Origin of the sequence: Delftia sp. WSY_7, assembly GCF_043104845.1 — a bacterium.
Taxonomy (GTDB): domain Bacteria; phylum Pseudomonadota; class Gammaproteobacteria; order Burkholderiales; family Burkholderiaceae_C; genus Comamonas; species Comamonas tsuruhatensis.
Genome location: NZ_JBICLB010000034.1, coordinates 604154 through 629859, shown reverse-complemented (window position 1 = coordinate 629859; position 25706 = coordinate 604154). Strand labels below are relative to the sequence as shown.

Sequence of the window (25706 nt, the reverse complement as noted above, 5' to 3'; positions counted from 1 at the left end):
ACAGCCGTATCTCGTTGATCCATCCTTCGTCTCTGGTGGAGGATGCGAATGATCAACCTGCACCGATTCGATCTGCTGACGCTGCGCCTGTATGTGGCCGTGGTCGATGCCGGCAGCCTGACGGCGGGCTCGCGCACGCTGGGGCTGTCACTGGCAGCCGCCAGCAAGCGCGTGGCCGAGCTGGAGCAGCACTGCGGCGTGACCCTGCTGGTGCGCAGCAAGCGCGGCGTCACGCCCACGCCCGCCGGCCAGAGCATGTACCACCATGCCGTGGACGTGGTGGCCCGGCTGGAACATCTGGCCCTGGCCATGGACGACTTTCGCAGCGGCGCCACGGGCCAGTTGCGCCTGTGGGCCAACAACTCGGCGTTCGCAGGCTTTCTGCCCCGGCTGCTGGCCGACTTCATGGAGGCCCACCCGGGTGTGTCGGTGGACCTGGAAGACGCGCTGAGCGAGGAGTCCGTGCGCGCCGTGCTCAGCGGCGTGGCCGAGCTGGCCATCATCGGGGAGAACACGCCCCTGGAAGGGCTGAGCACCCAGGTCTGCGATGTGGACGAGCTGGTGCTGGTCATGCCGCGCGGCCATGCGCTGGACACGGACGACGACTCCCCCGTGCCCCTGGCCACCGTGCTGGACCACGACTTCGTGAGCCTGGCCCGCTCCACCTCGCTGATGCGGCGCATTGCGGCCGAGGCCGAATCCATCAACCGGCCCGTGCGGATCCGCATCCAGGTGCGCAGCTTCGATGCCATGTGCCACATGGTCTCGGTGGGCCTGGGCCTGGCCATCCTGCCGCGCGCGGCCACCGCGCCGCACCTGGCCGCGCGGGCACTGCGGCTGCGCCCGCTGGGAGCGCTCAACACCCGGCGCCGGCTGTTGCTGGCCATGCGCTCGCAGGCCACGCTGTCGGGACCGGCCCAGGCCCTGGTGGACATGGTGGCCGCCCGGGCGGCGGCGCTGGGGTTCGCGCAGCCGCAGCGCTGAGCGACGACAGGCTGGCGCCGGCTTACTGGCGCCAGGGCAGGCCGCGCAGGCGCCAGCCGCCGACATGGCCGCGCTGGCCGCTGGCGTCCACATCGCCCTCGAAGCCTTCGAGGATGTTGTAGGCCTCGATGCCCAGTTGCGCTGCGCGCTGGGCAGCGGCCACCGAGCGCACGCCGCTGCGGCACAGCAGGACCACCTTGCCGCCCTCAGGCACGGCGGCGCGCAGCTGGCTGTCGAAATCGGGGTTCATGGCCATGGACGGCCACTGCTTCCAGGCCACGGCCACGGCGCCAGGTACGCGGCCCACCCACTCGCGCTCGGCATCGGTGCGCACGTCCACCAGCGCGGCTTCGCCGGATTGCAGCCATTGCCAGGCAAGTTCGGGAGGAATGTCGCCGGCATAGCCCTGTGCGGGCTGGACGGTCGGGGGAATGGCTGCGGGAACGGGAGCGTTTGCGGACATGGATGGGCTTTCTTGATAGGACGCGGTTGTGTGTCCGGCAAGAATAACCGTCCAGCCCGACTGGCGCCGCCTCGCCGGTGCCCGAGTCGCCTATTCCCAGGGAGGCAGCAGCCTGTCGCGCAGCACCTGGCGCTGCGCCTCCCAGCCCGGCATCACGCTGGCCACCGTGGCCCAGAAGCGCGGACTGTGGTCCATGTGGCGCAGGTGGGACAGCTCGTGCACGACCACGTAGTCGATGACCTCGGGCGTGTGCTGCATGAGCCGCCAGTTCAGGCGGATGGCCCCTGCGGTGTTGGCGCTGCCCCAGCGCGTGCGCGCGCTGGTCAGGCGCAGGCTGGTCCATTGCACGCCCAGCAGCGGCGCATGGCGCTGCAGGCTGGCCGTGAACCAGGAGCGGGCCTCGCGCAGCATCCAGGCCTGCACGCAGGCACGCACCTCGGCAGCCGATGCGTCTGGCGCCAGGGGCAGATGCAGGGACTGGCTGCCGTCGGCCGCCTGTTCGCGGTGGACCTGGCGGGTGCGCAGCGGCTGGGCTTCGCCACCGGTGAGAAGCAGTGCCAGGGGACGCCCCAGATAGTCGATCTCGCCGCCGTGCTCCCACCGGATGCGTGCCGACTCCTGGGCCCGCTGGCGCTGCCCGGCCTCCTGGAGCTTGCGCAGTATCCAGCCCGACTTCGCATCCAGTGCCTGCCCGATGGCCGTCATGCTCACCCATGCGGGCGCGCTGACCACCAGCCCCTGCGCGCCGATGGTGAAGCCTATGGTGCGTCGGCGCGACCGCTGCAACCGAAAGTGCAGCACCTGCCCCTGGAGAACCGCCTGCTGGTTGGCTTGCGGATGAACGAAGGAACTGTGCACGGAGCCGGTGGGCGGGGTGGGTGCAGGTGCAGGTGCAGGTGCAGGTGCAGGTGCAGGCAAAGCCTGCGGCGCTTCGGGTTGAGCGGATCGCTCACGGCGCGGCCTCAGCCCGCCGTCCTGTCTTTCCACGGCGGGCGGCACCAACCAGTCCCAGGAACGCTGTGCCGTGTCCGCCATGCCGACTCCTGCCTCAGGCGCGGTAGGCCTCGGGGTCGAGGCGCTGCATCTCGGATTCGATCCAGTTTTCGACTTCCACCATCAGCTCCTCGTGCTTGCGGCCCACGGAAGGGATGGGCTTGCCTATGGAGACATCGACCACGCCCGGGGTCTTGATGAAGGCCTTGCGCGGCCAGCACTTGGCCGAGGTGACGGCAATGGGCACCACGGGCACGCCGGTCATGATGGCCAGGCGCGTGGCGCCGGTCTTGTACTCGCCGCGTTCGCCGCGCGGGATGCGCGTGCCTTCGGGAAACATGATCACCCAGGTGCCCTGGCCCAGCAGGCGCTTGCCCTGCTCGACCACCTTGTGGAATGCGCGCGACCCGTGCTTTCGGTCGATATGGATCATGTCCATGCTGCCGATGGACCAGCCGAAGAAGGGCACCATGAGCAGTTCCTTCTTGAACACATAGGCCAGCGGGCGCGGCATGATCGCCGGCATGAGGAAGGTTTCGTAGGTGGACTGGTGCTTTACCAGCAGCACCACGCCCTGCTTGGGGTCGGTGGGCAGGTTCTCCATGCCCTGCACGCGGTGGCGCACGCCCATGATCACGCGGGCGCTGTCCACCGACAGCTTGAGCCAGGCGCGCGCCACGGCATAGACGCGGCGCGGCCCGCCGCCCAGCCAGCGCGTGAGCAGCACGGCCAGGGTGTAGGGGATCACGGTGATGCCCATCCAGAGCATGTGGAGGGTGGAGCGGATCAGGGACATGGCGGCAGTGTGGTGCAGAAAGCGGCGCAGGGGCCGGGCGGCAGGCCCGGGCCTTGCGCCCTCAGGAATCGGAATTCACAAAGATAGCATTGTGCGCAGGACGGCAGGCCGGCGGCGCATGGGCAAAGCGCCATTCGGGCGTTCAGGCGTTCAGGGAGCGGGTGCGGCATCTGCCGGAACCAGCGCATCGGCCAGCGCGGCCAGGCTGGCATGGCGCTGGGTGCCGGCAGGCAATCCGGGCGGAAGTTCGCCGTCCAGAGACACTCCGGCGCTGGCGCCCGTGCAGACCAGGTGCAGGCGTGCGCCCATGGCCGCTCCGGCCTGCAGGTGGGCCACGCAGGAACCTATGACCCACAGCTGCTGCCCCTCGACGCCGAAGCGCTCGGCAATCTGCTCGAACAGCGCCGTGCCGGGCTTGCGGCAATGGCATTCCTCGTCCGGGGCATGGGGGCAGTAGAAAACCGCATCGACGCGCGCGCCTGCCGCCGCCATTTCGCGGTGCATGCGCGCGTGCACGGCATTGAGCTCGGTCACGTCGAACAGGCCCCGGCCCAGGCCCGGCTGGTTGGTGGCGACCACCACATGCCAGCCCGCCCGGTTCAGGCGCGCCACGGCTTCCAGCGCACCGCGCTGGGCCCTCCAGGCCTCGGCCGAGCCGATGAAGCCCTCCTCACCGATCTGGTTGAGGGTTCCGTCACGGTCCAGGATCGCAATTTTCATGGTCGGGTCCCAAGAATGTCAGAACTCAATTGCGCGCGTCCCAAGACGAGGGACACCGAGGAAGGGCCTAGGCCGGCCGCGCCGCCCCGCACCGAGGGTGCCGTCCCCCTCCCTTGCGAAGCAAGTAGAGAGGCGCCGTGCCACGGGGGGAAGGCGCGAAGCGCCTCAGGGGGTGCTCCATTCACGCCAGTCGCGAAAGGTCCGCCACGCGGTTCATGGCTTCGTGCAACGTGGCCAGCAGGCCCAGGCGGTTGGCCTTGAGCGCCGGGTCTTCGGCGTTGACCATCACATGCTCGAAGAAGGCATCGACCGGGGCGCGCAGCGCGGCCAGGGTCTGCAGGCTGGCCGTGTAGTCGCCGGCAGCAAACTGCTGCTGCGCCTTGGGCGCCACCGATTGCAGGGCTGCGTACAGGTCCTTCTCTGCCACCTCGGCCAGCACGGCCGCGTTGACCTGGGCCTGCACCGCCTGGTCGGCCTTCTTGAGGATGTTGCCCACGCGCTTGTTGGCGGCGGCCAGGGCCGGTGCCTCGGGCAGCTCGCCGAAGGCGCGCACGGCCTCCAGGCGCTTTTGCACGTCGGACAGGCGCTGCGGGCGCAGGGCCAGCACGGAGTCCACTTCCTGGGCCGAGAAACCCTGCTCGCGCAGGTTGCCGGCCAGGCGGTCGTAGATGAAGTCGGCCAGCTGGGGCGTGGCGTCCTCGATCTTGTCGCCGAAGGCGGGCAGCACGCTGACCAGCAGGGTTTCCAGGTCCAGCGCTAGGTCCTTCTCGACCAGCATGCGGATCACGCCCAGGGCGTGGCGGCGCAGCGCGAAGGGGTCGCGGTCGCCCGTGGGCAGGTTGCCGATGCCGAACATGCCGACCAGGGTTTCCAGCTTGTCGGCCAGGGCCACGACCACGCCGGCGTTGCCGCGCGGCAGTTCGTCGCCCGCAAAGCGGGGCTTGTAGTGGTCCTCGATGGCATCGGCCACGGCCACGTCCAGGCCATCGTTGAGCGCGTAGTAGCGGCCCATGGTGCCCTGCAGTTCGGGAAACTCGCCCACCATGTCGGTCACGAGGTCGGTCTTGGCCAGTTGCGCGGCCAGGTCGGCCTGCTGGGCCAGGCCCGTGTCGCCCAGCTGGCGGGCAATGCTCTTGGCGATGGAGCGCACGCGCTCCACGCGCTCGCCCTGGGTGCCGAGCTTGTTGTGGTAGACCACCTTGCCCAGCCCGTCCACGCGCGAGGCCAGGGTCTTCTTGCGGTCCTGGTCGAAGAAGAACTTGGCGTCGGCCAGACGCGGGCGCACCACGCGTTCGTTGCCGCCGATGACGGCGCTGGCATCCTGGGGGCTGATGTTGCTGACCACCAGGAACTGGTGGGTCAGCCGGCCGGCGGCGTCCAGCAGCGGGAAGTACTTCTGGTTGGCCTTCATGGTGAGGATCAGGCATTCCTGCGGCACGTCGAGGAATTCCTTCTCGAACTCGCAGACCAGCACATTGGGGCGCTCGACCAGGGCCGTGACTTCGTCCAGCAGGGCCTCGTCCTCGATGGGACGGACACCGCCGCCCACGCGCTCGGCAGCGGCCTGCAGCTGGCGCGCGATCTCGGCTCGGCGCTCGGCGAAGCTGGCGATGACGGCGCCTTCCTCGCGCAGCTGCGCGGCGTAGTCATCGGCGGAGCGGATGACCACGGGATCGACCGCCGCCTCGAAGCGGTGGCCATGCGTGGCCGTGCCGGCCGTCAGGCCCAGGGCCTTGACGCCGATCAGCACCTCGGTGCCGTGCAGCACCACCAGGCCGTGGGCCGGACGCACGAAATGGACGCTGCTCCAGCCGTCGGCCAGCTGGTAGCGCATGACCTTGGGGATGGGCAGCTTGGCAATGGCTTCGTCCAGCGCCTTTTGCACGCCGTCGGCCAGCATCACGCCGCGCACGGTGGAGGCGTGGAACAGGGCCTCGGCCTTGCCTTCGCCCTGGCGGGTCAGGCTGGCAACGGCTTCTTCGCCGGCGCCCAGGGCGGCCAGCTTCTTGATCAGTGCGGGCGTGGGCTTGCCGTCGGCGTCCAGGCCCACGGAGACGGGCATGAGCTTTTGCGACACGGCCTTGTCCTCGGCCTGGGGCAGCACTTCGGTGATGTGGGCGGCCAGGCGGCGCGGCGAGGCATAGGCCGTCAGGCGCGCTTCGCTCGATGCCAGCAGGCCCTGGGCCTTGAGCTGCTCGAACAGCACGCCGGCAAAGGCGTCGCCCAGCTTTTGCAGCGCCTTCGGGGGCAGCTCTTCGACAAACAGTTCAACAAGAAGATTCGATGCGTTCATGGTCTGGTGTTCTCTCGGTGCAGCGGTGTCCGCCTCAGGCGGCCTTCTTGCCCTGTTGTTCGGCGGCCTTGGCCAGCTCGGCCAGCACTTCGTCGGCATGGGCCTTGGGCGCCATGGGGAAGCCCAGGCGTGCACGGCTGTCCATATAGGCCTTGGCCACGGCTCGGGCCAGGTTGCGGATGCGGCCGATGTAGGCGGCACGCTCCGTCACGCTGATGGCGCCGCGCGCATCGAGCAGGTTGAAGGTGTGGGCGGCCTTGAGCACCTGCTCGTAGGCCGGCAGCGCCAGCTGTTCGCCGATCAGGTGGTTGGCCTGCTTTTCGTGGGCGCTGAAGGCGGTGAACAGGAAGTCGGCGTCCGAGTGCTCGAAGTTGTAGGTGGACTGCTCCACCTCGTTCTGGTGGTAGACGTCGCCGTAGCTCAGGCCGTCGGTCCAGGTCAGGTTGTAGACGTTGTCCACGCCCTGCAGGTACATGGCCAGGCGCTCCAGGCCATAGGTGATCTCGCCGGTGGCGGGCTTGCAGTCGATGCCGCCGACCTGCTGGAAGTAGGTGAACTGGGTCACCTCCATGCCGTTGAGCCAGACTTCCCAGCCCAGGCCCCAGGCGCCCAGCGTGGGGTTTTCCCAGTCGTCCTCGACGAAGCGGATGTCGTTCTTCTTCAGGTCGAACCCCAGGGCTTCGAGCGAGCCCAGGTACAGCTCCAGGATGTTGTCGGGCGCGGGCTTGAGCACCACCTGGAACTGGTAGTAGTGCTGCAGGCGGTTGGGGTTGTCGCCATAGCGGCCGTCCTTGGGGCGGCGGCTGGGCTGCACGTAGGCGGCCTTCCAGGGCTCGGGGCCCAGCGCGCGCAGGAAGGTGGCGGTGTGCGAGGTGCCCGCGCCCACTTCCATGTCATAGGGCTGGAGCAGTGCGCAGCCCTGGTCGGCCCAGTAGGACTGCAGCTTGAGGATGATTTGTTGGAAAGTGAGCATGACTTGTTTCAGGCGTCGCACGCAGGCCGGGGCCGCGCCGGTGAATGAGAGGCGGCTCGCGCCGCGCAAACGACGATTTTAAGGCGCCGCCCGGCCCTGCGCCGTGGCGCGGGCCTGCGGCCCCACGGCAGACGCTCCACAGGGCGATCTGCATCAAAAAACGGAGCAGGCGACACATGCCGGCAAAGGCCGTGGCCCGCGAAGCCCCGAAAGCCCGCCTTGCACGACGCATCCGGATCATTTTTTGACAATTCACCGGGGCAGCGGCCGGTGACCGTTCGCCACGCCGCCATGCACGCCCCCTAGAATGGCCCATTGACCTTTTTTGTCGTGGACCACCACCGCCCCGGAGCCTGCCATGAACCTGATGAACATCATCACCAAGCAACTGATAGAGATCATCGAGTGGACCGATGACTCGCGCGACACGCTCTCCTACCGCTGGCCCGACGACGACAAGGAAATCAAGAACGGCGCCCAGCTCATCGTGCGCGAGTCGCAGCAGGTGCAGTTCGTCTCGGCCGGCCAGTACGCCGACCTGTTCAGCCCCGGCAAGCACACGCTGACCACGCAGAACATTCCCATCCTGTCCACCATCCAGGGCTGGAAGTACGGCTTCAACTCGCCGTTCAAGTGCGATGTCTACTTCATCAACACGCGGCTGTTCACGGGCAACAAGTGGGGCACCTCCAACCCCGTGATGGTGCGCGACCAGGACTTCGGCGCCGTGCGCCTGCGCGCCTTCGGCACCTATGACTTCCGCATCGTCGAGCCGGCCAAGTTCCTCAAGGAAGTGGCCGGCACGGACCAGAACTTCCGCATCGACGAGTTCGCCGACACCATGCGCTCGCGCATCATCAGCGTGTTCACCGAGTCGCTGGCCAAGGCCCGGGTGCCCGTGCTGGACGTGGCCCAGCGCTATGGCGAGCTGGGCGATGCGCTGCTGCCGCTGATCAACCCGGCCATGACGGACAAGTACGGCCTGGAGATCACCAGCTTCGTGCTGGAGAACGTGTCCGTGCCGCCCGAGGTGGAGCAGGCCATCGACAAGCGCTCCAGCATGACGGCCATCGGCAACCTCAACGACTACGTCAAGTACCAGATGGGCCAGGCCATGACCACGGGCGGCGAAGGCGCTGCCGCAGCCACCCTGCCCGCCACCATGGCCATGGGCTTCGGCATGGCGCAGGAGATGATGAAGAGCATGCAAAACGGCGGCGGCGCCGGTGGCGCACCGGCCGGCCAGGCCTCCGACCCGTTCTCGCCTGCCGCCGCCCAGGCCGCCCAGGCGCCGGCAGCACCCGCCGCCGGTGGCCTGCAGGTGCTGACTCCGGCACAGGCGGCCCAGGTGCTGGGTGTCAGCGAGGCCGATGTGCTGGCCGAGATCCAGGCCGGCAACCTCAAGGCGCGCCAGATCGGCAGCCAGTGGCGCATTGCGCAAGCCGCACTCGATGAGTTCCTGCGCGGCTGACATTTCCGTGGTTTGACCCTTTGCGGCGCCAGGCCCTGCCTGGCGCCGCGTCCCGTTTTCCAGGACCGATGCCGTGAGCGCGCCCTCCTCCAGTTCCTCCAGCACCTCGACTTCCCCCGCCTCCGGTTCCTGGGAGGCCGCCGCCGCCGCGCCGGCCATGGTGCGCAAGCACCCCTGCCCCGAATGCGGCGCCAACCTCGAATGGAATGCCCAGGCCCAGGCGCTCAAGTGCCCGTACTGCGGCACCACGGTGCCCTGGAGCGAGGAAACGCGCGAGGAACTGGGCCGCGATGTGGTCGAGCAGGACTTGGCCGAGGCACTGCGCAACCCCAAGTCCGGCCGGGGCTGGGGCACGGAGGACCGCTACGAGGTCCAGTGCCAGAACTGCCGCGCGATCTCGGTCTTCGTCAACCGCACCGTGGCCCAGCGCTGCGACTTCTGCGGCTCGCCCTCCATCGTGGCCCACGAGGGCCAGGGCGATGCCATCACGCCGCAGAGCATCCTGCCCTTCAAGATCAGCGACGGCCAGATCCGCGACCGCATACGCCAGTGGTACGGCAGCCGCTGGTTCGCGCCCAACCGCCTGAAATCCGCCGCGCTGACCGACACGCTGCACGGCGTCTACCTGCCCTACTGGACCTTCGACGCCCACGCCAGCGCCGACTGGCAGGCCGAGGCGGGCTTCTACTACTACACCACCGAGTCCTACCGCGACAGCAACGGCAACGTGCAGACGCGCCAGGTGCGCCATGTGCGCTGGGAGCCGGCCTCGGGCAGCCTCGCCCATTTCTTCGACGACGAGCTGGTGCCCGGCACCGTGGGCGTGCACGCCAACCTGCTGCGCCAGGTGGAGCCCTTTCCCACCACCACCGACCTCAAGCCCTACACGCCCGAGTTCGTGCGCGGCTGGACCGTGGAGCGCTACCAGATCGACCTGGGCAAGGCCGCGCAGGTCAACGTGCAGGACATGGACGAGCAGCTGCGCGCCCTGTGCGCGCGCCAGGTGCCCGGCGACACCTACCGCAACCTGCAGATGCAGCGCGAGTACCAGGGCCGCACCTTCAAGCACATCCTAGTGCCGGTCTGGCTGGTGGGCTACACCTACGGCAGCAGGACCTTCCAGATCATCGCCAACGGCTACACGGGCCAGATCGCGGGCGAGCGCCCCTACAGCGCCCTCAAGATCACGCTGGCCGTGCTGGCCACGATCATGGTGCTGGCGCTGCTGTGGGTGATGTTCGGCAAGTAGGCCGGCTGCCGCTCACCACGCGCTCCAGACCTCTTCGGCAAGCCCGAAGGCGGTGCTCGCGCCGGAACCTCCGGTGACCGCCACCACGCGCGTGGCCTCGTCGGGCGCATGCACCACGCAGGGCGCGTCCTGCGCGCTCGGGTAGACGCCCACCCAGCGCTCCACCACCTGCGCATCGCGCAGGTGCAGGGCCTCGTTCATGTGGCGCAGCATCAGCCGGTCCACGGCTTCGCTGGCAAAGGGCGGGGGCGCTGCGCCGTAGTGGTGGGAGTCGCCCACCACCAGGCTGCCGTCGGCGCTTTGCACGGCGATCAGGTGGATGCCGTGGGCCAGGCTCTCGCCCTCCTCCCGCTCCAGTTCGGCGCGCAGCGCGGCGGCTTCGGGCAGGGCGCTGTAGCCCTCGTATCTGACCATGCTCAGGTCCCCCATGACCGAGCCCTTGAGCTGCAAGCCCGGCTGCGGCCGCACGCGCAGCATCTGCAGCTGGCACAGCTGGATGCGGTGCGGCGTCCACAGGCCGGCGAACAGGCCGCCCGGGTCGGCGTTGTTGCAGACCACCACGCGTTCGCCGTGGTAGCTGGCGCGCGTGCTGCGCACCCGGGGCGCGGCCACGTCGAGCACGGCCTCGCCAAAGCGGAAATCCACGCCCATGGCCTGCTCCAGCCACTGCGCCAACCTGGCAATGGCTGTGCGCGACTCCACGCGCAGCTCATGCGGGCTGTAGAGCACGGCGCTGAGGTCTTCGGTGCGCAGTGCCGGGTGGCGTTCGGCGGCCTGGGCCGGCGTGAGCAGCTCGCAGCGCTCGCCCATGGAGGTGCTCAGAAAGGCGTGGAGCACGGCCTCGGCGCTGGCCCGGCGCGCCGTCAGCCACAGGCCGCGGTGCACGACCTCGATGCCGGCCTGCGGCGCGATCTCGGCCCAGGTATCGCGCGAACGCATGGCCCGCTGCCAGTGGGCGCCCGCCTGCTGCCCCGTGACAGTGACAAAGCCGAAATTGCGGATGGAGGCGGAGATGCAGGCCGCGTCGCGCTCGATGACGAGCACGCTGCGGCCACGGCGCGCAGCCGCATAGGCGTGGGCCAGGCCGACAATGCCGGCCCCCACCACGATCAGGTCGTAGTTCTTCATGGGAGAAAACAGAGGAGAGGGAAAGGAAAAAAGTCAGCGCTGGCGCCAGCGCTGCGTGCGCCGCTGCACCCAGGCATCCAGCGCCGCGATCAGCAGCCGGCCCGCAGCGGCCGTGGCAAAGATCAGCGTGGCCATGGCGGCGGCCGGCGCGGTGTCGCCCGCGTCGTCCATGGCCAGCACGGCCACCGAGGCCAGCGTGGTCTCGGGCGAGTACAGGAACACCACGGCCGACACCGTGGTCATGGCGTTGACGAAGAAATAGCCGGCCACCTGCATGACCACGGGCAGACACACCGGCAGGTGCACGCGCCACAGCAGCGTCCAGAAGGCCACGCCCATGGAATCGGCCACGCGCTCGTACTCGGCATCGAGCTGCTGCAGCGCGGCCAGTTGCGTGATGTGCGCCACCGAGAAGAAATGCGCCACCGAACACAGCACCAGAATGGCCATGCTGCCGTACAGGAAGTGCAGCGGATTGCCCTGGGCATTGAAGAACAGGATGTAGCCCAGGCCCAGCGCCAGCCCCGGCACGGCCATGGGCAGCGTGGCCACGGCATGCAGCCACTGGCGCGTGCGCGCCCAGCGCACGGGCTTGGCCACCAGGTAGGCGGTCACAAAGCTCAGCACCGCGCCCAGCACGGCCGTGGCCAGCGCCATGGACAGCGAGTTGCCATAGCTGGCCCAGCCGCCGCCGTCCATCATGTCGAAGCGGTAGTTCTTGAATGTCAGCGTGAGGTTGTAGGGCCAGTAGCTGACCAGGGAGGCCAGCACGGCCGTGCCCATGACGGCCAGCAGCGCCAGCGCCACCAGCGCGCAGTAGGCGAACAGCGCGCGGTCCAGCGGCGCATGGGGCTGGGGCACCAGCGGCACGGAGCGCACGCCCATGGTGGCCGCCTGGCGCGCACGCAAATGGCGCTCGGCCGCAAAGGCCAGGCCGGCCGGCACCAGCAGCAGCATGGCCACCACCGCACCCATGGACAGGTTTTGCTGACCGATGACCTGCTTGTAGATGTCGGTGGCCAGCATGGCCGTGTTGCCGCCAATGACCTTGGGCACGCCGAAGTCGGTCACCACGAGCACGAAAACCACGATCCACGAAATCATCAGCCCGTAGCGGCTGGCCGGCAGCGTGACCTGGCGGAAGCTGCGCCAGCGGCTGGCGCCCAGCGTGGCGGCCGCCTCGTACAGGCGCGCATCGCCCGAGGCCAGCGTGGTGCACAGAATCATCAGCGCATGCGGAAAGGTCCAGAGCACCGAGCCCACGATGATGCCGAAGGGCCCGTAGGCCGAGCCCCCCTGCAGCCAGCCCTTGAGCAGGCCCTGGCTGCCGAACAGGTAGATCAGGCTGATGGCCATGAGCAGCGAGGGCGCCAGCAGCGGCACCAGGGCCAGCGCGCGGAACCAGCGCGCCAGCGGCATGCAGCTGCGCACCACGCCATAGGCGTAGGCATAGGCCAGCAGCACGCAGACCGTGCTGCTCACGGCCGACAGCCACAGGCTGTTGAACAGCGATTGCGCCACGCCCGGCATGCGCGCATAGGTGATGAACTGGGCCAGGCCCGTGAAGCGGCCCGTGTCGTCCCAGAAACTCCTGCCCAGCAGGCTGGCCACCGGCAGGGCGATGGTGGCCAGCAGCCAGGCCAGTGCGCCCAGCACCAGGGCGCCCAGCCACCAGCGCTCCCAGCCTGCACTGCGCCCCTGCGGACGCACGGGTCCTGCAGGCGCGCTGCGGCGTGCGCAAGCGAAGCGGTCCACCGGCACCGGCACGGAAACGGCCGTGTCCATGGGATGCGCGCTCATGCGGCCTTCCTCGCGTCGGGCGCCGCCAACGGCTGCAGCGCAGCGGCGGGCAGCTCCATCAGCACCTCGCCCTGCAGCCAGTCGGGCAGGCCCACGTCGTGGCGCAGGGGCCACTGGGCGTCAACCTGGCATTGCAGCGTGGGGCTGTACAGGCGCACCAGGGCCATCGATCCGAGGAAGGAGGTCTCCACCACGCGGGCGCGCAACAGGTTGGGCAACGCCGTGGGCTGGGCCGGGTGCAGCACCACGCTTTCCGGACGCACGCCGACCAGCAGCGCGTCGCCACGCTCGAAGCCGGCCAGCGCACAGCGCAGGCTGGCTTCGCCGATGCGCACCTGGTCCGCCCCCTCGGCCGTGGCCGGCAGCAGGTTCATGCGGCCCACGAAACCGGCCGCGAACTGGCTCACGGGCTGGGCATAGAGCTGCTCGGGCGAACCCTGCTGCTCGATGCGGCCCTGGTGCATGAGCACCACGCGGTCGGCCATGGACAAGGCCTCTTCCTGGTCGTGCGTGACCATGATGGAGGCGATGCCCAGCTGGCGCTGCAGCTGGCGGATCTCGCTGCGCAGCTCGGTGCGCACCTGGGCATCGAGCGCGGACAGCGGCTCGTCGAGCAGCAGCAGGCGCGGCCGGGGCGCCAGCGCGCGGGCCAGTGCCACGCGCTGCTGCTGGCCGCCCGACAGCTGGGCCGGGTAGCGCTGGGCCTGCGCGCCCAGACCCACCAGGGACAGCATCTCGGCCACGCGCTCGCGCGCCTGCGCCGCAGGCTGCCCGTTCAGCCCGAAGGCCACGTTCTGCGCGGCCGTGAGATTGGGAAACAGCGCATAGCTCTGGAACACCACGCCGAAGCCACGGCGTGCGGCCGGCCAGCGCGTGATGTCATCGCCCTGGAACAGCACCCTGCCCTCGTCAGGCATGTCGATGCCGCAGACGATGCGCAGCAGCGTGGTCTTGCCGCAGCCCGAAGGGCCGAGCAGGCTGACGAACTCGCCCGCCTCCACGTTCAGGTCAATGCCGCGCAGCACCTGCTGCTCGCGGTAGCGCTTGGCGATATGGTCTATGCGCAGCATGGCGTGGCTCCGGCTTACTTTTTCTCTGCCTTGGCTTCGTAGCGGCGGCTCCACTCGGCCAGGATGCGCTCGCGGTTGGCCGCGGCCCAATCGAAGTCGTTCTTCGCCAGCCGCTTTTCGAGGTCGGCAGGAATGAACTCCAGCTTTTCCTGCGCCTCAGGCAAGGCCAGCACGGCGAAGTTGGCGGCGTAGAGCTTGTTGGCCTCGGGCGTGACGGCCCAGTCGGCCAGGGCCTTGGCGGCTTCCTGCTTCTTGCTGGTCTTGAGGATGGCCGTGGCCTCCACATCCCAGCCCAGGCCTTCCCGGGGGAAAACGATGTCGATGGGCGCACCGTCCTTCTTGGTCTTGCTGGCGCGGTACTCGAAGCTCAGGCCCACGGGAAACTCGCCAGCCCCTGCCTGGCGGCAGGGCTTGGAGCCGCTGTGCGTGTACACGCCCATGTTCTGGTGCAGGCCGTCCATGTAGGCCCAGCCCTTGTCCTCGCCCATGATCTGCAGCCAGGCCGCGACCATCAGGTAGCCCGTGCCGCTGGAGGCCGGGTGGGGCATGGTGATCGTGCCCTTGAACTCGGGCCTGACCAGGTCGGCCCAGCTGGCGGGTACCGGCAGCTTGCGCTTGCCGGCCTCCACGGTGTTGAAGCAGATGGCCGAGGACCACAGGTCCATGCCCACCCAGGTCGGCTGGGCGCGCGGATCGCGCATGTTGGCTCGCACCTTGTCCAGGCCCTTGGGCGCGTAGGGCTGGAGCATGCCCTGCTTGTCCAGCAGCATCAGCGAGGTGGCGGCCACGCCCCAGATCACGTCGGCCTGGGGATTGGCCTTCTCGGCCAGCAGGCGGGCCGTGATGATGCCCGTGCTGTCGCGCACGAACTTGAGTTCGATCTCGGGATGGGCCTTCTCGAAGCCGCTCTTGTAGGCCTTGATCTGGTCGGCCTCCAGCGCGCTGTAGACCAGCAGCTCGGTCTTGGCCGCGTGGGCCAGGGAGGCGAAGGAGGCGACGGTCAGCGCCGCAGAGGCAATGGCGAGGCGGCGGCCCAGGGAGGCAAGGGTGTGGCGCATGGCGTGTCAGTTCCGTTGTGGGTTCGTGGACAGGCGGCAGGGTCGCCACCTCTGACACCCACTGTAGAAAGCGCAGGTGAAACGTCCGTGTCACACAACGGAAATTTAGCGAAGCGGGTATTGGCGGATTTGGGTGCCCTCCGCCCCTCGGCGCCCCCTCGCCCCGCTCCCGCCTTCTTCAGCGGCGCGGCTTTACCCTGCCCGGGCGCTCAGCCTGGGCCGTCTGCGGCTGCAGCGCATCCAGCAGCCGGTCCTGCAGGCGCGCGCGGTGGGCAAGGTTCTGATCCAGCCTGGCGGCCAGCGCGTCGATGTGCTCGCGCATCAACTGCTCGGCGCGCGCCATGTCGCCGGCGGCCAGCGCATCGACGATGGCCTCGTGGTCGGCATTGGAGTGCTGGGCCTCGGTCTGCGACTGGTACAGCGCAGACACCAGGGTGGTGCGCGCCGACAGGTCGGCCATCATGGCCGTGAGAAAGCGGTTGCCCAGTTGCTCGGCCAGGCAGACGTGGAAGTCGGCCAGCAGCACGCTGCGCTGGCCGGCGTTGTCGGCCTCGGCGATGGCGCCGCGCTCCTGGGCCACATGCTCGCGCAGCGTGCGTATGGCCGCCTGCAGCGGCCGGCCCGCGTCGCGCAGCATGCCGGACTCCAGCACGCGGCGCGCGGCATAGGTTTCCTGGGCTTCCTCGAACGAGGGCTCGACCACGTACCAGCCCTGGCGCGAGCGCACCTCGACGAAGCCGCGCGCCTGCAGCTGCATCAGCGCCTCGCGCACCATGGTGCGGCTCACACCGAAGACCTCGGCCAGTTCCTTTTCGCCCAGGCGTTCGCCAGGGCGCAGCTTGCGCTCGACGATGGAGCGCATCACGCGCTCGGCAATCAAGGCCGGCCCGGTGGCCGGCGCATCCTGCGGCTCGGACATGGCGGCCTCCTCAGGCTGCGGCCGGAATGCGGCGCGGGCGCAGCGTGGCCATCACCCAGTACACGCTGCCGCCGATCAGCACGCCGAAGAACCAGCCGTAGGTGCCCCACCAGACCGGCAGCAGGCTGGTGAAGTTGGGCAGGATGGTGGAGAACACGCTGCCGATGCCGGTGGCGATCAGCGCGTTGACATTCCAGCCGCCCTCGTAGCGGTACTCGCCATGCTCGTCATACAGCGCCGCCACGTTGATGTTGCCCTTGGCCACCAGGTAGTAGTCCACCAGGATGATGCCCAGCAGCGGCCCCATGGTGGCGCCGATGGCGTTCACGAAGTGGGCAGCGCCGCCCTCCCATGGTGCAAAGGGGTAGAGAGCCAGGGCGATCAGTGCGGCGATGTATCCGCCGCGCTTGAAGTCGATGCGCTTGGGAAACACGTTGGAAATATCGAAGGCCGCCGAGACGAAGTTGGCCACCACGTTGATGCCCAGCGTGGCCACAGCAAAGGTGACGGCGGCCAGCAGGGCCAGCACCCAGCTGTCGAACTTGGCCGAGATCTGCTCGGGGTGCAGCAGCACCTCGCCATAGACCTTGAAGGCCGCAATCGTGGTGATGCCGGCCACCAGCGAGAAAGCGATCAGGTTCACGGGCAGGCCCCAGAGGTTGCCCTTGGCGACCGCTTCCTTGTTCTTCGCATACCGCGAGAAGTCGCAGAAGTTCAGGTACAGCGCCGCAAAGTAGGTGATCCAGGTCGCGCCCACGGCCATCAGCGCCCAGAAGCTGCCCGGCGCGCCGCTCACCCCCGCATCCTTGGTCTTGTCCAGCAGCACATCCATGGGAATGCCGTGGTCGAAGCTGAAGCCGCCGGCCTTCACGCACAGGCCGATGGCCAGCACCAGCATGGCGATCCACACGGCAGGCCCGGCCCAGTCCTGGAATCGCCGCACGGTCTCCATGCCCCTTTGGATGATCAGCAGCTGCAAGGCCCAGATGACCACGTAGCAGATCACCTCCAGCCCCGAATGGCCCAGCCAGTGCGTCGTCTGGTGGAAGGACAGCAGGGCGTCATTGCGCACCATCAGCGCCACCATGGCGCCCGAGGCGGCCGCCGTCTGCGCCCCGTACCAGAAACAGGCCACGATGGCTCGCACCAGGGCAGCCAGATTCGCGCCCCATACCCCGAAGGACGCACGCGCCAGCACCGGATAGGGCACGCCGGTCTTCTCGCCCGCATAGCCCACCAGGTTCATCAAGAAGAAGATGACCAGGGAGCTGATGCCGATGGCGATCAGAAAATTGACGAAGCTGCCGCACAGCAGAAACAGGCTGGCCGCCAGGTAGTAGCCCCAAAGGCTGTGCACGTCCGAAGTCCAGACGTTGAAAATGCTGAAGGCGCCCCAGCGGCGGTCCTTGGTGGGCGCCAGGTCTTCGTTGTAAAGACCCGGCGAGGGATTGCGAATATCCATTGCTGCGCTCCTTGATCACGAGCAATCACTGACACAAGACCAGCCGAGACCCATGAATCAGCTGGCACACAAACTGGCACGCAAACTGGTATGCAAGAAGTGTGCCTTCAGGCGCAGGAGTTGTTTCCAGGGACATACCCGGCCACGCCGGCCCTGCGCATCACGGCGCCATGTTGAAATGGCGCCAGGCATTCCTGACCCCAACACCCCGCCATGTTCGTCACGCAGCTCAAGTCCTTCTTCTGGGTGGCCCGCCTGGGCAGCATCACGCAGGCGGCACGCCAGCTTTCGCTGAGCCAGCCCACCGTGACCACCCAGATCCGCGCGCTGGAAGAGCACTACGGCGTGGAGCTGTTCCATCGCCAGGGCGGGCGCCTGTCCATCACCGATGCCGGGCTGCGCCTGCTGCCCCAGGTCGAGCAATTGCTGCTGCAGACCATCCAGCTGGAGTCGGCGCTGCGCCATTCGGGCGATGCCAGCCAGGGCCAGTTGCGCATCGGTGCGACGGCGCCCTACTACGTGCTGGACATCGTCAAGCGCTACCAGCGGCGCTTCGAGCGGGTGGAAGTGGCCATCGTGGGCGGCAACTCGCGCCAGATGGTGCAGGCGCTGGTGGACTACCAGGTGGACCTGGCGACCTCATCGCACCTGGAAGGTGATCCGCGCCTGCTGCGCGTGGAGCTGGGCCAGGACCCGCTGGCCCTGCTGGTGCACCGCAGCCACCGGCTGGCGCAGCGCACCATGGTGCAGGCGTCCGATCTGGTGCAAGACACGCTGATCCTGCGCGAGCGCGGCTCCATGACGCGCCAGCTCACCGAACAGATGCTGGCCGCCGCCGGCCTAGCACCGCGCCACATCATGGAAATCGCCAGCCGCGAAGCCATCCGCGAGGCCGTGATCCGCGACATGGGCATCAGCGTCTTCGCCCGGCATGAAGCCTCGGCCCACCCCGACATCGTCGTCCTGCCCTTCGCAGGCCCCGTGCCGCGCCTGCCCGAGTACCTGTACTGCCTGCGCGAACGCCGCCAGGCCCGGCTGATCGCCGGCTTTCTGGAGGAGGCCGTGCCGGGCGGGGTGCTGCCGGACCAGATGTGAACTGGCTCAGGCCAGCTCGGCATCCGCCAGCAGCGGCTGCCTGAGGTCCTTGTCCGACAGCGACAGCTCCACATCGAGCTGCGGCCACTGCACGCCGATGGCCGGGTCGTCCCAGGCAATGCCGCGATCGGCCTGGGGCGCGTAGAAGGCCGTGGCCTTGTAGAGGAAGTCGGCGCTGTCGCTGAGCACCATGAAGCCGTGGGCAAAGCCTGGGGGCACCCACAGCTGGCGGTGGTTGTCTTCCGTCAGCTCGGCGCCCACCCATTGGCCGAAGGTCGGCGAGCCCTTGCGGATGTCCACGGCCACATCGAACACGGCGCCGCGCACCACGCGCACCAGCTTGCCCTGGGCATGGGGAGGCAGCTGGTAGTGCAGGCCGCGCAGCACGCCCTTCTTGCTGCGGCTGTGGTTGTCCTGCACGAACTGGTGGTCCGTGCCGGTGGCCTGGTTGAAGGCCTGCTGGTTGAAGCTTTCGAGGAAAAAGCCGCGATCGTCACCAAACACCTTGGGCTCGATCAGCATCACCTCGGGAATGGCCAGGGGTGTTGCCTTCATGCGTGCACCTTTTCCTTGAGGATCTGCAGCAGGTACTGGCCGTAGCCATTCTTGGCCAAGGCCTGGCCCAGCGTCTCGAGCTGGGCGCGATCTATCCAGCCCTGGCGGAAGGCGATCTCCTCCGGACAGGAGACCTTCAGGCCCTGGCGCTGCTGCAGGGTGGCAATGAACTGGCCAGCCTCCAGCAGGCTGTCATGCGTGCCCGTGTCCAGCCAGGCATAGCCACGGCCCATGAGTTCCACATTGAGCTGGCCCTTGTCCAGGTACAGGCGGTTGAGGTCGGTGATTTCCAGCTCGCCGCGCGCCGAGGGCTTGATGGACTTGGCCAGCTCAACGACCTGGTTGTCGTAGAAATACAGGCCCGTGACCGCGTAGTTGCTCCTGGGCTGCCTGGGTTTTTCCTCCAGGGAAAGAACCCGGCCCTGGGCATCGAACTCGGCCACGCCATAGCGTTCCGGGTCCTGCACATGGTAGGCAAACACCGTGGCGCCCTCGCTGCGCGCGTCAGCGCGTTCGAGCAGGCGGGGGAAATCGTGTCCGTAGTAGATGTTGTCGCCCAGCACCAGGGCGCTGGGGGCGCCGGCCAGGAAGTCTTCGGCGATCAAAAAGGCCTGGGCCAGGCCATCCGGGCTGGGCTGGACTGCATATTCGAGCTTCAGGCCCCATTGCGAACCATCGCCCAGCAACTGCTCGAAGCGCGGCGTGTCCTGCGGGGTGCTGATCACGAGGATCTCGCGGATGCCCGCGAGCATGAGAGCGCTCAGCGGGTAGTAGATCATGGGCTTGTCGTAGACCGGCAGCAGCTGCTTGCTGATGGCCAGCGTGGCCGGGTGCAGGCGGGTGCCGGAGCCGCCCGCGAGGATGATGCCTTTGCGTGTCTGGTTCATGTCCTGGATCCTGGGGTTCTGCTGAAGCGCGCAGCCGCGCTCAGATGATTTCCTGCAGCATGCGGTCCACGCCGGCCTGCCAGTGCGGCAGGCGCAGGCCGAAGGTCTGCTGCAGCCGCTCGGTGTTCAGGCGGGAATTGTGCGGACGCTGCGCCGGGGTGGGAAAGGCGCTGGTGGGCACGGCAGCTATGCGCTGCACCTTCCAGGGCCGGTCGGGCGCGAGTTCGCGGGCGCGGGCGATCACGTGGCTGGCGTAGGCATGCCAGGTGGTCTCGCCACCGGCCACCAGGTGGTACAGGCCCTGGTCGCCGGGTTGGCGCTGCAGCTGGCGAATGGCATGGGCCGTGACGTCGGCGATGAGGTCCGCGCCCGTCGGTGCGCCCCATTGGTCGTCGATCACGCTCAGTGCTTCACGCTCCTGGGCCAGGCGCAGCATGGTCTTGGCGAAGTTGCCGCCGCGCGCCGCATAGACCCAGCTGGTGCGAAAGATCAGGTGGCGGCAGCCCGAAGCCTGGATCAGCTGCTCGCCTTCGAGCTTGCTGCCGCCATAGACGGACAGCGGCGCCGTGGCCTCGGTCTCCGTGCGCGCAGCGCTGCCGCTGCCATCGAAGACGTAGTCCGTGCTGTAGTGCACCAGCAGCGCGCCGGTCTGCGCCGCCTCGCGGGCCAGCACCTGGGGAGCCAGCGCATTGAGCAGCCGCGCCTGTTCCGGCTCGCTTTCGGCCTTGTCCACGGCCGTGTGGGCGGCGGCATTGACGATGACATCGGGACGCAGAGCGCGCACGGTCCGTGCGAGTTCATCGAGGCGAGAGAGATCGCCGCACAGGCCCTGGCCACCGGCGTCGTCCTGGCGGTCCAGCGCAATCAACTCGCCCAGCGGCGCCAGGCTGCGCTGCAGCTCCCAGCCCACCTGTCCATTGCGGCCCAGCAGCAGCAGCTTCATGCGCCGGCTCCCTCCGTGTACTGGCGGCTGACCCATTCGCGGTAGGCGCCGGACTGCACATCGGCCACCCACTCGGGATTGTCCAGGTACCACTGCACGGTCTTGCGGATGCCGGTCTCGAAGGTCTCCGCGGGCTTCCAGCCCAGTTCGCGCTCGAGCTTGCGCGCGTCGATGGCATAGCGCCGGTCGTGACCGGGGCGGTCCTTCACATAGGTGATCTGGGCAGCGTAGCTGGTGCCATCGGCCTTGGGGCGCAGCTCGTCGAGCAGCGCGCAGACGGTGTTCACGATCTCGACGTTGGGCTTTTCGTTCCAGCCGCCCACGTTGTAGGTCTCGCCCAGCTTGCCGGCCTCCAGCACGCGGCGGATGGCGCTGCAATGGTCGCGCACATAGAGCCAGTCGCGCACCTGCATGCCATCGCCATAGATGGGCAAAGGCTTGCCGGCCAGGGCGTTGACGATCATCAGGGGGATCAGCTTCTCGGGGAAATGCAGCGGGCCGTAGTTGTTGCTGCAGTTGGTGGTCAGCACGGGCAGGCCGTAGGTGTGATGCCAGGCGCGCACCAGGTGGTCGCTGGCGGCCTTGCTGGCCGAGTACGGGCTGTTGGGCTCGTAGTTATGGTCTTCGGTGAAGGCCGGTGCCGCTGGCGCCAGGCTGCCATAGACCTCGTCGGTGGAGACATGCAGGAAGCGGAAGGCCGCCCTGGCCTCGGCATCCAGCGCGCTCCAGTAGCCGCGCACGGCCTCGAGCAGGCGGAAGGTGCCGACCACGTTGGTCTGGATGAAGTCCTCGGGGCCGTGGATGGAACGGTCCACATGGCTTTCGGCCGCGAAGTTGACCACGGCGCGCGGCTGGTGCTCGGCCAGCAGGCGGGCCAGGACTTCGCCATCGCCGATGTCGGCCTGCACGAAGACATGGCGCGCATCGCCCTGCAGGCTCTCCAGGCTCTTGAGGTTGCCCGCGTAGGTGAGCTTGTCCACGTTGAGCACCGGCTCATCGCCGGCAGCCAGCCAGTCCAGCACGAAATTGGCGCCGATGAAGCCGGCGCCGCCTGTGACAAGAATCATGGTTCAACCTTGCAAAATTTCATTGTTCTTGGTTCGGGGTTCAGGCAGCAGCCTGCCGTGCTGCCTCCCGCGCGACCTGGGCATTGTCGGCGTTCACCAGTGAAAAAGCCCGCAGGAGGCGGGCTTTTTCCTTCAGGACACGCCTTTTACACACCAGGGCGTATTCACTGGCCCTGCCAGCGGCGCAGCACCAGCGAGGCGTTCGTGCCACCGAAGCCGAAGCTGTTGGACAGCACGGTGTTCAGCTGGGCATCGCGTGTGCGCGTGACCAGGGGCATGTCGTTCAGCGCGGGATCGGGCGTGTCCACGTTGACCGAACCCGCGATGAAGCCCTTGTTCATCATGATCATGCAGTAGATGGCTTCCTGCACGCCGGTGGCGCCCAGCGAGTGGCCGGTCAGCGACTTGGTGGAGGAGAACGGCGGCACCTGGTCGCCGAACAGCGCGCGCATGGCGCGCACTTCCTGCATGTCGCCCACGGGCGTGGAGGTGCCGTGGGTGTTGATGTAGTCCACGCCGCCTTCGAGGCCTTCAAGGGCCTGCTGCATGCAGGCGATGGCGCCGTCGCCCGAGGGCGCGACCATGTCCTCGCCATCGCTGGTGGCGCCAAAGCCCACGACTTCGGCCAGGATGTTCGCACCCCGGGCCTGGGCGTGCTCCAGGCTTTCCAGCACCACCGCGCCGCCGCCACCTGCGATCACGAAACCGTCGCGGTGGGCGTCATAGGCGCGCGAAGCCTTTTCGGGCTGGTCGTTGTACTTGCTGGACATGGCCCCCATGCCGTCGAACAGCAGTGCCATGCCCCAGGACAGCTCTTCGCCGCCGCCGGCAAACATCACGTCCTGCATGCCCCAGGCGATCTGCTGCGCCGCTGCGCCGATGCAGTGCGCCGAGGTGGAGCAGGCCGAGGTGATGGAGTAGTTGATGCCCTTGACCTTGAAGTTGGTCGCCAGGCAGGCGGACACCGTGGAGCTCATGCAGCGCGTGACCTGGTAGGGCCCGACGCGGCGAATGCCCTTTTCGCGCAGCGTGTCGGCCGCCTCGATCTGGTTGGCCGGCGACCCGCCGCCCGAGCCCATGATCAGGCCGGTACGCGGATGGCTGACCTGCTCGGGAGCCAGGCCGGCCTGGGCGATGGCATCTTCCAGCGCGATCTGCGCATAGGCAGCGGCATCGCCCATGAAGCGCAGCTGCTTGCGATCGATACGTGCCTCGACGTCGATCTCCGGCACACCGGCCACCTGGCTGCGCATGCCCAGTTCGGTGAACTTCGGCATGGCCTTGATGCCCGTGCGCCCCTCGCGCAGCGAGGTCTCCACGGTATCGAGGTCGTTGCCGATGCACGAGACAATGCCCGCGCCGGTGATGACTACGCGACGTTTGGTCATGCTGCCGTTCCCTGGCCTTCACCCTCGCGCAGGAACAGGCCCACGCGCAGGTCATTGGCGACGTAGATTTCCTTGCCGTCGGCCAGCAGGCGTGCATCGCCGATGGCCATGTTGAGCTTGCGCTTGATCACGCGCTTGATGTCGATTTCGTAGGTCACGAGCTTGACGTCAGGACCCACTTCGCCCGTGAACTTGACTTCGCCGGCGCCCAGCGCACGGCCCCGGCCCGGAAGGCGCAGCCAGGTCAGGTAAAAGCCGATCAGTTGCCACATGGCGTCCAGACCCAGGCAGCCGGGCATGACGGGGTCGCCCCGGAAATGGCAGTCGAAGAACCAGAGATCAGGCTTGATGTCGAGTTCGGCGACGATCTTGCCCAGGCCGTGGGCGCCACCATCCGTGTCGATGTGCGTGATGCGGTCGAACATCAGCATGGGAGGCAGTGGCAGACGCCCGCTGTCTGCGGAAAACAGCTTGCCTTCGCCCGAAGCGATCAGTTGCTCATACGAAAAAGAATCGGCCATTGTCTAACTTGCTCCACGGCGGCACTGACGCCACCTCTATCTCTGAATGGGTGCGGCCCGCAGCGGACCATGCAGCCGCGCATTATCGGGGCTGAACGTTGCCAGACTGCAACAAAACCCCGAGGCCGCATCAAAACTCTGCCACAAAAGCCACGCCGACCCAGGTCGCGGGACTTGGCTACAGCCCCTGAGCCGAGGCCCTGCGGCGGCCGATCCAGGCCACCAGCAGCACCGCCGCAGCAGCGGCGCACAGCGGGACCAGACCTGCTGCATTCACCCAGCGCGCAAACGGTGTCAAGGCCTCGCGGCCCTGCACACTGGCCTCAAGCACCGCGCGCTCGTAAGGCACCAGCGCGTGCGTCACCACGCCCCGGTGGTCGATGGCCACCGTGGCACCGGTATTGGTGGCGCGCAGCATGGGGCGCTCGAACTCCAGCGCCCGCATGCGGCTGATGGCCAGATGCTGGTCGATCGCCACGCTGTCGCCAAACCAGCCGATGTTGCTGAAATTCACCAGCACCGTGGGCGCCGTCGCTGCATTGCCGAAATGTGCACCCAGCTCTTCGCCAAACAAATCCTCGTAGCAGATGTTGGGTGACAGCCGCTCGCCAGCCCAGGCCATGGAAGGCTGGCCCAGCGCGCCGCGGTTGAAGTCGCCCAGCGGTATGTTCATCATCTGCGTGAACCAGCGAAACAGCGGCGGGATGAACTCCCCGAAGGGCACCAGATGGTGCTTGTCGTATTGGTAGTCCTGGATCTGGCCAGGCTGCCAGCCCACGACCGAGTTCGTATAGCCGGCCTCTTCCGAGCCCAGCGGAATGCCCAGCAGCGCCGCCTGCCGGCCATCCTTCTTCAGATATGGTTCGCGCAGCAGGTCCAGGTATTCCTCGGGCAACTGCTGGGGCAGCAGGGGCACGGCCGTCTCGGGTGCGACCACCAGCTGCGCCGTGGCCGCGCGCAGCTCCCGCCCGTACCAGCCCAGGGCCAGCGGAATGCCGCTGCCGGCCTCGAACTTCTCATCCTGCGGGATATTGCCCTGCAGCATGGCCACGCTCAGCGCTGGCCGTTCGGCCGATGGTGCATTGATGGCGGCATCGCGAAGCCACCACAGCCCGCCCCAGGCCAGAACCAGGGCCGCCACAGTGGCCGCGCACCGTGCAGGCCGAAGGGCTTGTCCGCCCCGCGAACCAGCCGCCAAGGCGGCCAGCCAATATGCCAGCCAGGACGCCACCGCCCCCGTGCCGTAGACGCCGATCCAGCGCGGCAGCACCGACAGGGGCCCTTCGACGTGGGCATAGCCCCCCGCGCCCCAGGGAAAGCCGGTCCACAGCCAGCCACGCGCCAATTCGGCCAGCAGCCAGACGGCGGCGAACAGCAAGGCGCCGCCCGCCGTGCTGGTGGGGCGCAGCTTGTGCCAGCCCCAGGCGGCCACCGCGTAGTAGCTGCCCAGGAAGGCCGCAAGCGCCAGCACGGCGGCAACGGCCAGCGGCGCAGGCAGGCCGCCATAGACATGCATGGAGATGAACAGCCACCAGAAGGTGGCCACCAGCCAGGCGGTGGCATAGAGCATGGCCCGCCCCGCCGCCTGGGCCGGGCGCTGTGCCGTCTGCAGGGCGCGTGCCAGCACGGCCAGCGACAGAATCTGCAGCCACCACAGCGGGCGGCCATAGCCGCCGACCAGGCTCAGCGGCCCGTCGCCCTGGCCGCGCGCCCAGGGCCAGGCCAGCGACAGGGCCTGGGCTGCACCCGCAAGCAGCAGCAGCACGCCCACGGCGAGCCGGCCCATGCGCCGGCCGTCTTGCGAAAAAGCGGAAGAACTGGACAGGGGCATCGGCCAGGTACGGGAGAGATGTCGGTGGGGATAGAAAGGG

Annotated in this window: 23 protein-coding genes; 4 read left to right on the top strand and 19 right to left on the bottom strand. The window is 68.1% G+C overall.

The features are described 5' to 3' along the window. Positions 1 to 48: 48 nt before the first annotated feature. Positions 49 to 984 (top strand): LysR family transcriptional regulator, encoded by a 936-nt coding sequence (locus ACF8ME_RS17675; protein ID WP_343739777.1) that lies wholly within the window; start codon positions 49 to 51, stop codon positions 982 to 984. A 22-nt stretch (positions 985 to 1006) separates the two neighbouring features. Here the strand turns inward: ACF8ME_RS17675 and ACF8ME_RS17670 are convergent, their stop codons facing one another. From ACF8ME_RS17670 to glyQ, 6 genes are all read right to left on the bottom strand, one after another. Beyond that, on the bottom strand, positions 1007 to 1447 hold the full coding sequence (locus tag ACF8ME_RS17670) for a rhodanese-like domain-containing protein (RefSeq protein WP_392417610.1): 441 nt from the start codon (positions 1445 to 1447) through the stop codon (positions 1007 to 1009). A 90-nt stretch (positions 1448 to 1537) separates the two neighbouring features. After that, on the bottom strand, positions 1538 to 2482 hold the full coding sequence (locus ACF8ME_RS17665) for a M48 family metallopeptidase (protein WP_392417608.1): 945 nt from the start codon (positions 2480 to 2482) through the stop codon (positions 1538 to 1540). A gap of 13 nt (positions 2483 to 2495) precedes the next feature. Continuing rightward, the gene (locus ACF8ME_RS17660) at positions 2496 to 3236 is read right to left on the bottom strand and encodes a 1-acyl-sn-glycerol-3-phosphate acyltransferase (RefSeq protein WP_160852894.1); all 741 of its coding nucleotides are present in this window, start codon (positions 3234 to 3236) and stop codon (positions 2496 to 2498) included. Between the two features lie 150 nt (positions 3237 to 3386). Beyond that, positions 3387 to 3956 (bottom strand): D-glycero-alpha-D-manno-heptose-1,7-bisphosphate 7-phosphatase, encoded by a 570-nt coding sequence (locus ACF8ME_RS17655; RefSeq protein WP_392417606.1) that lies wholly within the window; start codon positions 3954 to 3956, stop codon positions 3387 to 3389. A 181-nt stretch (positions 3957 to 4137) separates the two neighbouring features. Further along, positions 4138 to 6249: a glycine--tRNA ligase subunit beta gene (gene glyS / locus ACF8ME_RS17650; protein WP_392417604.1), complete on the bottom strand. Its 2112-nt coding sequence runs from the start codon at positions 6247 to 6249 to the stop codon at positions 4138 to 4140. 34 nt (positions 6250 to 6283) lie between these two features. Beyond that, a complete protein-coding gene (gene glyQ / locus ACF8ME_RS17645) occupies positions 6284 to 7222 on the bottom strand; it encodes a glycine--tRNA ligase subunit alpha (protein WP_016446477.1) in 939 nt (312 codons plus the stop codon). 358 nt (positions 7223 to 7580) lie between these two features. Between glyQ and ACF8ME_RS17640 the strand changes: the two genes are divergently transcribed. Both ACF8ME_RS17640 and ACF8ME_RS17635 read left to right on the top strand, forming a co-directional pair. Then, positions 7581 to 8693, top strand: a complete 1113-nt coding sequence (locus ACF8ME_RS17640) for an SPFH and helix-turn-helix domain-containing protein (protein WP_034365129.1) — start codon at positions 7581 to 7583, stop codon at positions 8691 to 8693. A gap of 73 nt (positions 8694 to 8766) precedes the next feature. Next, positions 8767 to 9942: a zinc ribbon domain-containing protein gene (locus ACF8ME_RS17635; protein WP_267178209.1), complete on the top strand. Its 1176-nt coding sequence runs from the start codon at positions 8767 to 8769 to the stop codon at positions 9940 to 9942. Between the two features lie 12 nt (positions 9943 to 9954). Here ACF8ME_RS17635 and ACF8ME_RS17630 read toward each other — a convergent pair whose 3' ends face one another. The 6 genes from ACF8ME_RS17630 to ACF8ME_RS17605 form a co-directional block, all read right to left on the bottom strand. Further along, the gene (locus tag ACF8ME_RS17630; RefSeq protein WP_392417601.1) at positions 9955 to 11070 is read right to left on the bottom strand and encodes a TIGR03364 family FAD-dependent oxidoreductase; all 1116 of its coding nucleotides are present in this window, start codon (positions 11068 to 11070) and stop codon (positions 9955 to 9957) included. Between the two features lie 33 nt (positions 11071 to 11103). Beyond that, the gene (locus tag ACF8ME_RS17625) at positions 11104 to 12870 is read right to left on the bottom strand and encodes a putative 2-aminoethylphosphonate ABC transporter permease subunit (RefSeq protein ID WP_209799044.1); all 1767 of its coding nucleotides are present in this window, start codon (positions 12868 to 12870) and stop codon (positions 11104 to 11106) included. Beyond that, positions 12867 to 13940: an ABC transporter ATP-binding protein gene (locus ACF8ME_RS17620; protein ID WP_016446482.1), complete on the bottom strand. Its 1074-nt coding sequence runs from the start codon at positions 13938 to 13940 to the stop codon at positions 12867 to 12869. Before ACF8ME_RS17620 ends, ACF8ME_RS17625 begins: the two co-directional genes overlap by 4 nt. A gap of 14 nt (positions 13941 to 13954) precedes the next feature. Next, the gene (locus ACF8ME_RS17615; protein ID WP_126311299.1) at positions 13955 to 14998 is read right to left on the bottom strand and encodes a putative 2-aminoethylphosphonate ABC transporter substrate-binding protein; all 1044 of its coding nucleotides are present in this window, start codon (positions 14996 to 14998) and stop codon (positions 13955 to 13957) included. A 178-nt stretch (positions 14999 to 15176) separates the two neighbouring features. Beyond that, complete coding sequence (locus ACF8ME_RS17610) at positions 15177 to 15917, bottom strand: GntR family transcriptional regulator (RefSeq protein WP_016446484.1); 741 nt, start codon at positions 15915 to 15917, stop codon at positions 15177 to 15179. Between the two features lie 10 nt (positions 15918 to 15927). Then, positions 15928 to 17379: an NCS1 family nucleobase:cation symporter-1 gene (locus ACF8ME_RS17605; protein WP_392417598.1), complete on the bottom strand. Its 1452-nt coding sequence runs from the start codon at positions 17377 to 17379 to the stop codon at positions 15928 to 15930. 213 nt (positions 17380 to 17592) lie between these two features. Here ACF8ME_RS17605 and ACF8ME_RS17600 point away from each other — a divergent pair, with 213 nt between their 5' ends. Beyond that, on the top strand, positions 17593 to 18474 hold the full coding sequence (locus ACF8ME_RS17600) for a LysR substrate-binding domain-containing protein (RefSeq protein ID WP_017407333.1): 882 nt from the start codon (positions 17593 to 17595) through the stop codon (positions 18472 to 18474). Positions 18475 to 18480: 6 nt separating this feature from the next. On the opposite strand, the gene rfbC is transcribed toward ACF8ME_RS17600, so the two are convergent. The 7 genes from rfbC to lnt form a co-directional block, all read right to left on the bottom strand. Further along, positions 18481 to 19029 (bottom strand): dTDP-4-dehydrorhamnose 3,5-epimerase, encoded by a 549-nt coding sequence (gene rfbC / locus ACF8ME_RS17595; RefSeq protein WP_097203771.1) that lies wholly within the window; start codon positions 19027 to 19029, stop codon positions 18481 to 18483. Continuing rightward, positions 19026 to 19916 carry a glucose-1-phosphate thymidylyltransferase RfbA gene (rfbA, locus tag ACF8ME_RS17590; protein WP_373805497.1) on the bottom strand — a complete coding sequence of 297 codons (891 nt, stop codon included), beginning with the start codon at positions 19914 to 19916 and terminating at the stop codon, positions 19026 to 19028. The genes rfbC and rfbA overlap by 4 nt, the downstream gene beginning before the upstream one ends. Positions 19917 to 19956: 40 nt before the next feature. Beyond that, entirely contained in the window at positions 19957 to 20859 is a 903-nt protein-coding gene (rfbD, locus tag ACF8ME_RS17585; protein WP_252651511.1) for a dTDP-4-dehydrorhamnose reductase, read from the bottom strand. Then, a complete protein-coding gene (gene rfbB / locus ACF8ME_RS17580; RefSeq protein ID WP_016446490.1) occupies positions 20856 to 21926 on the bottom strand; it encodes a dTDP-glucose 4,6-dehydratase in 1071 nt (356 codons plus the stop codon). Before rfbB ends, rfbD begins: the two co-directional genes overlap by 4 nt. A gap of 164 nt (positions 21927 to 22090) precedes the next feature. Further along, on the bottom strand, positions 22091 to 23314 hold the full coding sequence (fabB, locus tag ACF8ME_RS17575; protein WP_016446491.1) for a beta-ketoacyl-ACP synthase I: 1224 nt from the start codon (positions 23312 to 23314) through the stop codon (positions 22091 to 22093). Then, positions 23311 to 23835, bottom strand: coding sequence for a bifunctional 3-hydroxydecanoyl-ACP dehydratase/trans-2-decenoyl-ACP isomerase (gene fabA, locus ACF8ME_RS17570; protein WP_016446492.1), 525 nt, complete (start codon positions 23833 to 23835; stop codon positions 23311 to 23313). The genes fabB and fabA overlap by 4 nt, the downstream gene beginning before the upstream one ends. A 178-nt stretch (positions 23836 to 24013) precedes the next feature. Continuing rightward, positions 24014 to 25621, bottom strand: a complete 1608-nt coding sequence (gene lnt / locus ACF8ME_RS17565) for an apolipoprotein N-acyltransferase (protein ID WP_392417596.1) — start codon at positions 25619 to 25621, stop codon at positions 24014 to 24016. Between the last annotated feature and the right edge of the window lie 85 nt (positions 25622 to 25706).

Excerpts from the sequence above, each read along its gene's own strand:
- ACF8ME_RS17675 (WP_343739777.1), top strand. The coding sequence starts at position 49 with ATGATCAACCTGCACCGATTCGATCTGCTGACGCTGCGCCTGTATGTG.
- ACF8ME_RS17670 (WP_392417610.1), bottom strand. The coding sequence starts at position 1,447 with ATGTCCGCAAACGCTCCCGTTCCCGCAGCCATTCCCCCGACCGTCCAG.
- ACF8ME_RS17665 (WP_392417608.1), bottom strand. The coding sequence starts at position 2,482 with ATGGCGGACACGGCACAGCGTTCCTGGGACTGGTTGGTGCCGCCCGCC.
- ACF8ME_RS17660 (WP_160852894.1), bottom strand. The coding sequence starts at position 3,236 with ATGTCCCTGATCCGCTCCACCCTCCACATGCTCTGGATGGGCATCACC.
- ACF8ME_RS17655 (WP_392417606.1), bottom strand. The coding sequence starts at position 3,956 with ATGAAAATTGCGATCCTGGACCGTGACGGAACCCTCAACCAGATCGGT.
- glyS (WP_392417604.1), bottom strand. The coding sequence starts at position 6,249 with ATGAACGCATCGAATCTTCTTGTTGAACTGTTTGTCGAAGAGCTGCCC.
- glyQ (WP_016446477.1), bottom strand. The coding sequence starts at position 7,222 with ATGCTCACTTTCCAACAAATCATCCTCAAGCTGCAGTCCTACTGGGCC.
- ACF8ME_RS17640 (WP_034365129.1), top strand. The coding sequence starts at position 7,581 with ATGAACCTGATGAACATCATCACCAAGCAACTGATAGAGATCATCGAG.
- ACF8ME_RS17630 (WP_392417601.1), bottom strand. The coding sequence starts at position 11,070 with ATGAAGAACTACGACCTGATCGTGGTGGGGGCCGGCATTGTCGGCCTG.
- ACF8ME_RS17625 (WP_209799044.1), bottom strand. The coding sequence starts at position 12,870 with ATGAGCGCGCATCCCATGGACACGGCCGTTTCCGTGCCGGTGCCGGTG.
- ACF8ME_RS17620 (WP_016446482.1), bottom strand. The coding sequence starts at position 13,940 with ATGCTGCGCATAGACCATATCGCCAAGCGCTACCGCGAGCAGCAGGTG.
- ACF8ME_RS17615 (WP_126311299.1), bottom strand. The coding sequence starts at position 14,998 with ATGCGCCACACCCTTGCCTCCCTGGGCCGCCGCCTCGCCATTGCCTCT.
- ACF8ME_RS17610 (WP_016446484.1), bottom strand. The coding sequence starts at position 15,917 with ATGTCCGAGCCGCAGGATGCGCCGGCCACCGGGCCGGCCTTGATTGCC.
- ACF8ME_RS17605 (WP_392417598.1), bottom strand. The coding sequence starts at position 17,379 with ATGGATATTCGCAATCCCTCGCCGGGTCTTTACAACGAAGACCTGGCG.
- ACF8ME_RS17600 (WP_017407333.1), top strand. The coding sequence starts at position 17,593 with ATGTTCGTCACGCAGCTCAAGTCCTTCTTCTGGGTGGCCCGCCTGGGC.
- rfbC (WP_097203771.1), bottom strand. The coding sequence starts at position 19,029 with ATGAAGGCAACACCCCTGGCCATTCCCGAGGTGATGCTGATCGAGCCC.
- rfbA (WP_373805497.1), bottom strand. The coding sequence starts at position 19,916 with ATGAACCAGACACGCAAAGGCATCATCCTCGCGGGCGGCTCCGGCACC.
- rfbD (WP_252651511.1), bottom strand. The coding sequence starts at position 20,859 with ATGAAGCTGCTGCTGCTGGGCCGCAATGGACAGGTGGGCTGGGAGCTG.
- rfbB (WP_016446490.1), bottom strand. The coding sequence starts at position 21,926 with ATGATTCTTGTCACAGGCGGCGCCGGCTTCATCGGCGCCAATTTCGTG.
- fabB (WP_016446491.1), bottom strand. The coding sequence starts at position 23,314 with ATGACCAAACGTCGCGTAGTCATCACCGGCGCGGGCATTGTCTCGTGC.
- fabA (WP_016446492.1), bottom strand. The coding sequence starts at position 23,835 with ATGGCCGATTCTTTTTCGTATGAGCAACTGATCGCTTCGGGCGAAGGC.
- lnt (WP_392417596.1), bottom strand. The coding sequence starts at position 25,621 with ATGGGCCGGCTCGCCGTGGGCGTGCTGCTGCTGCTTGCGGGTGCAGCC.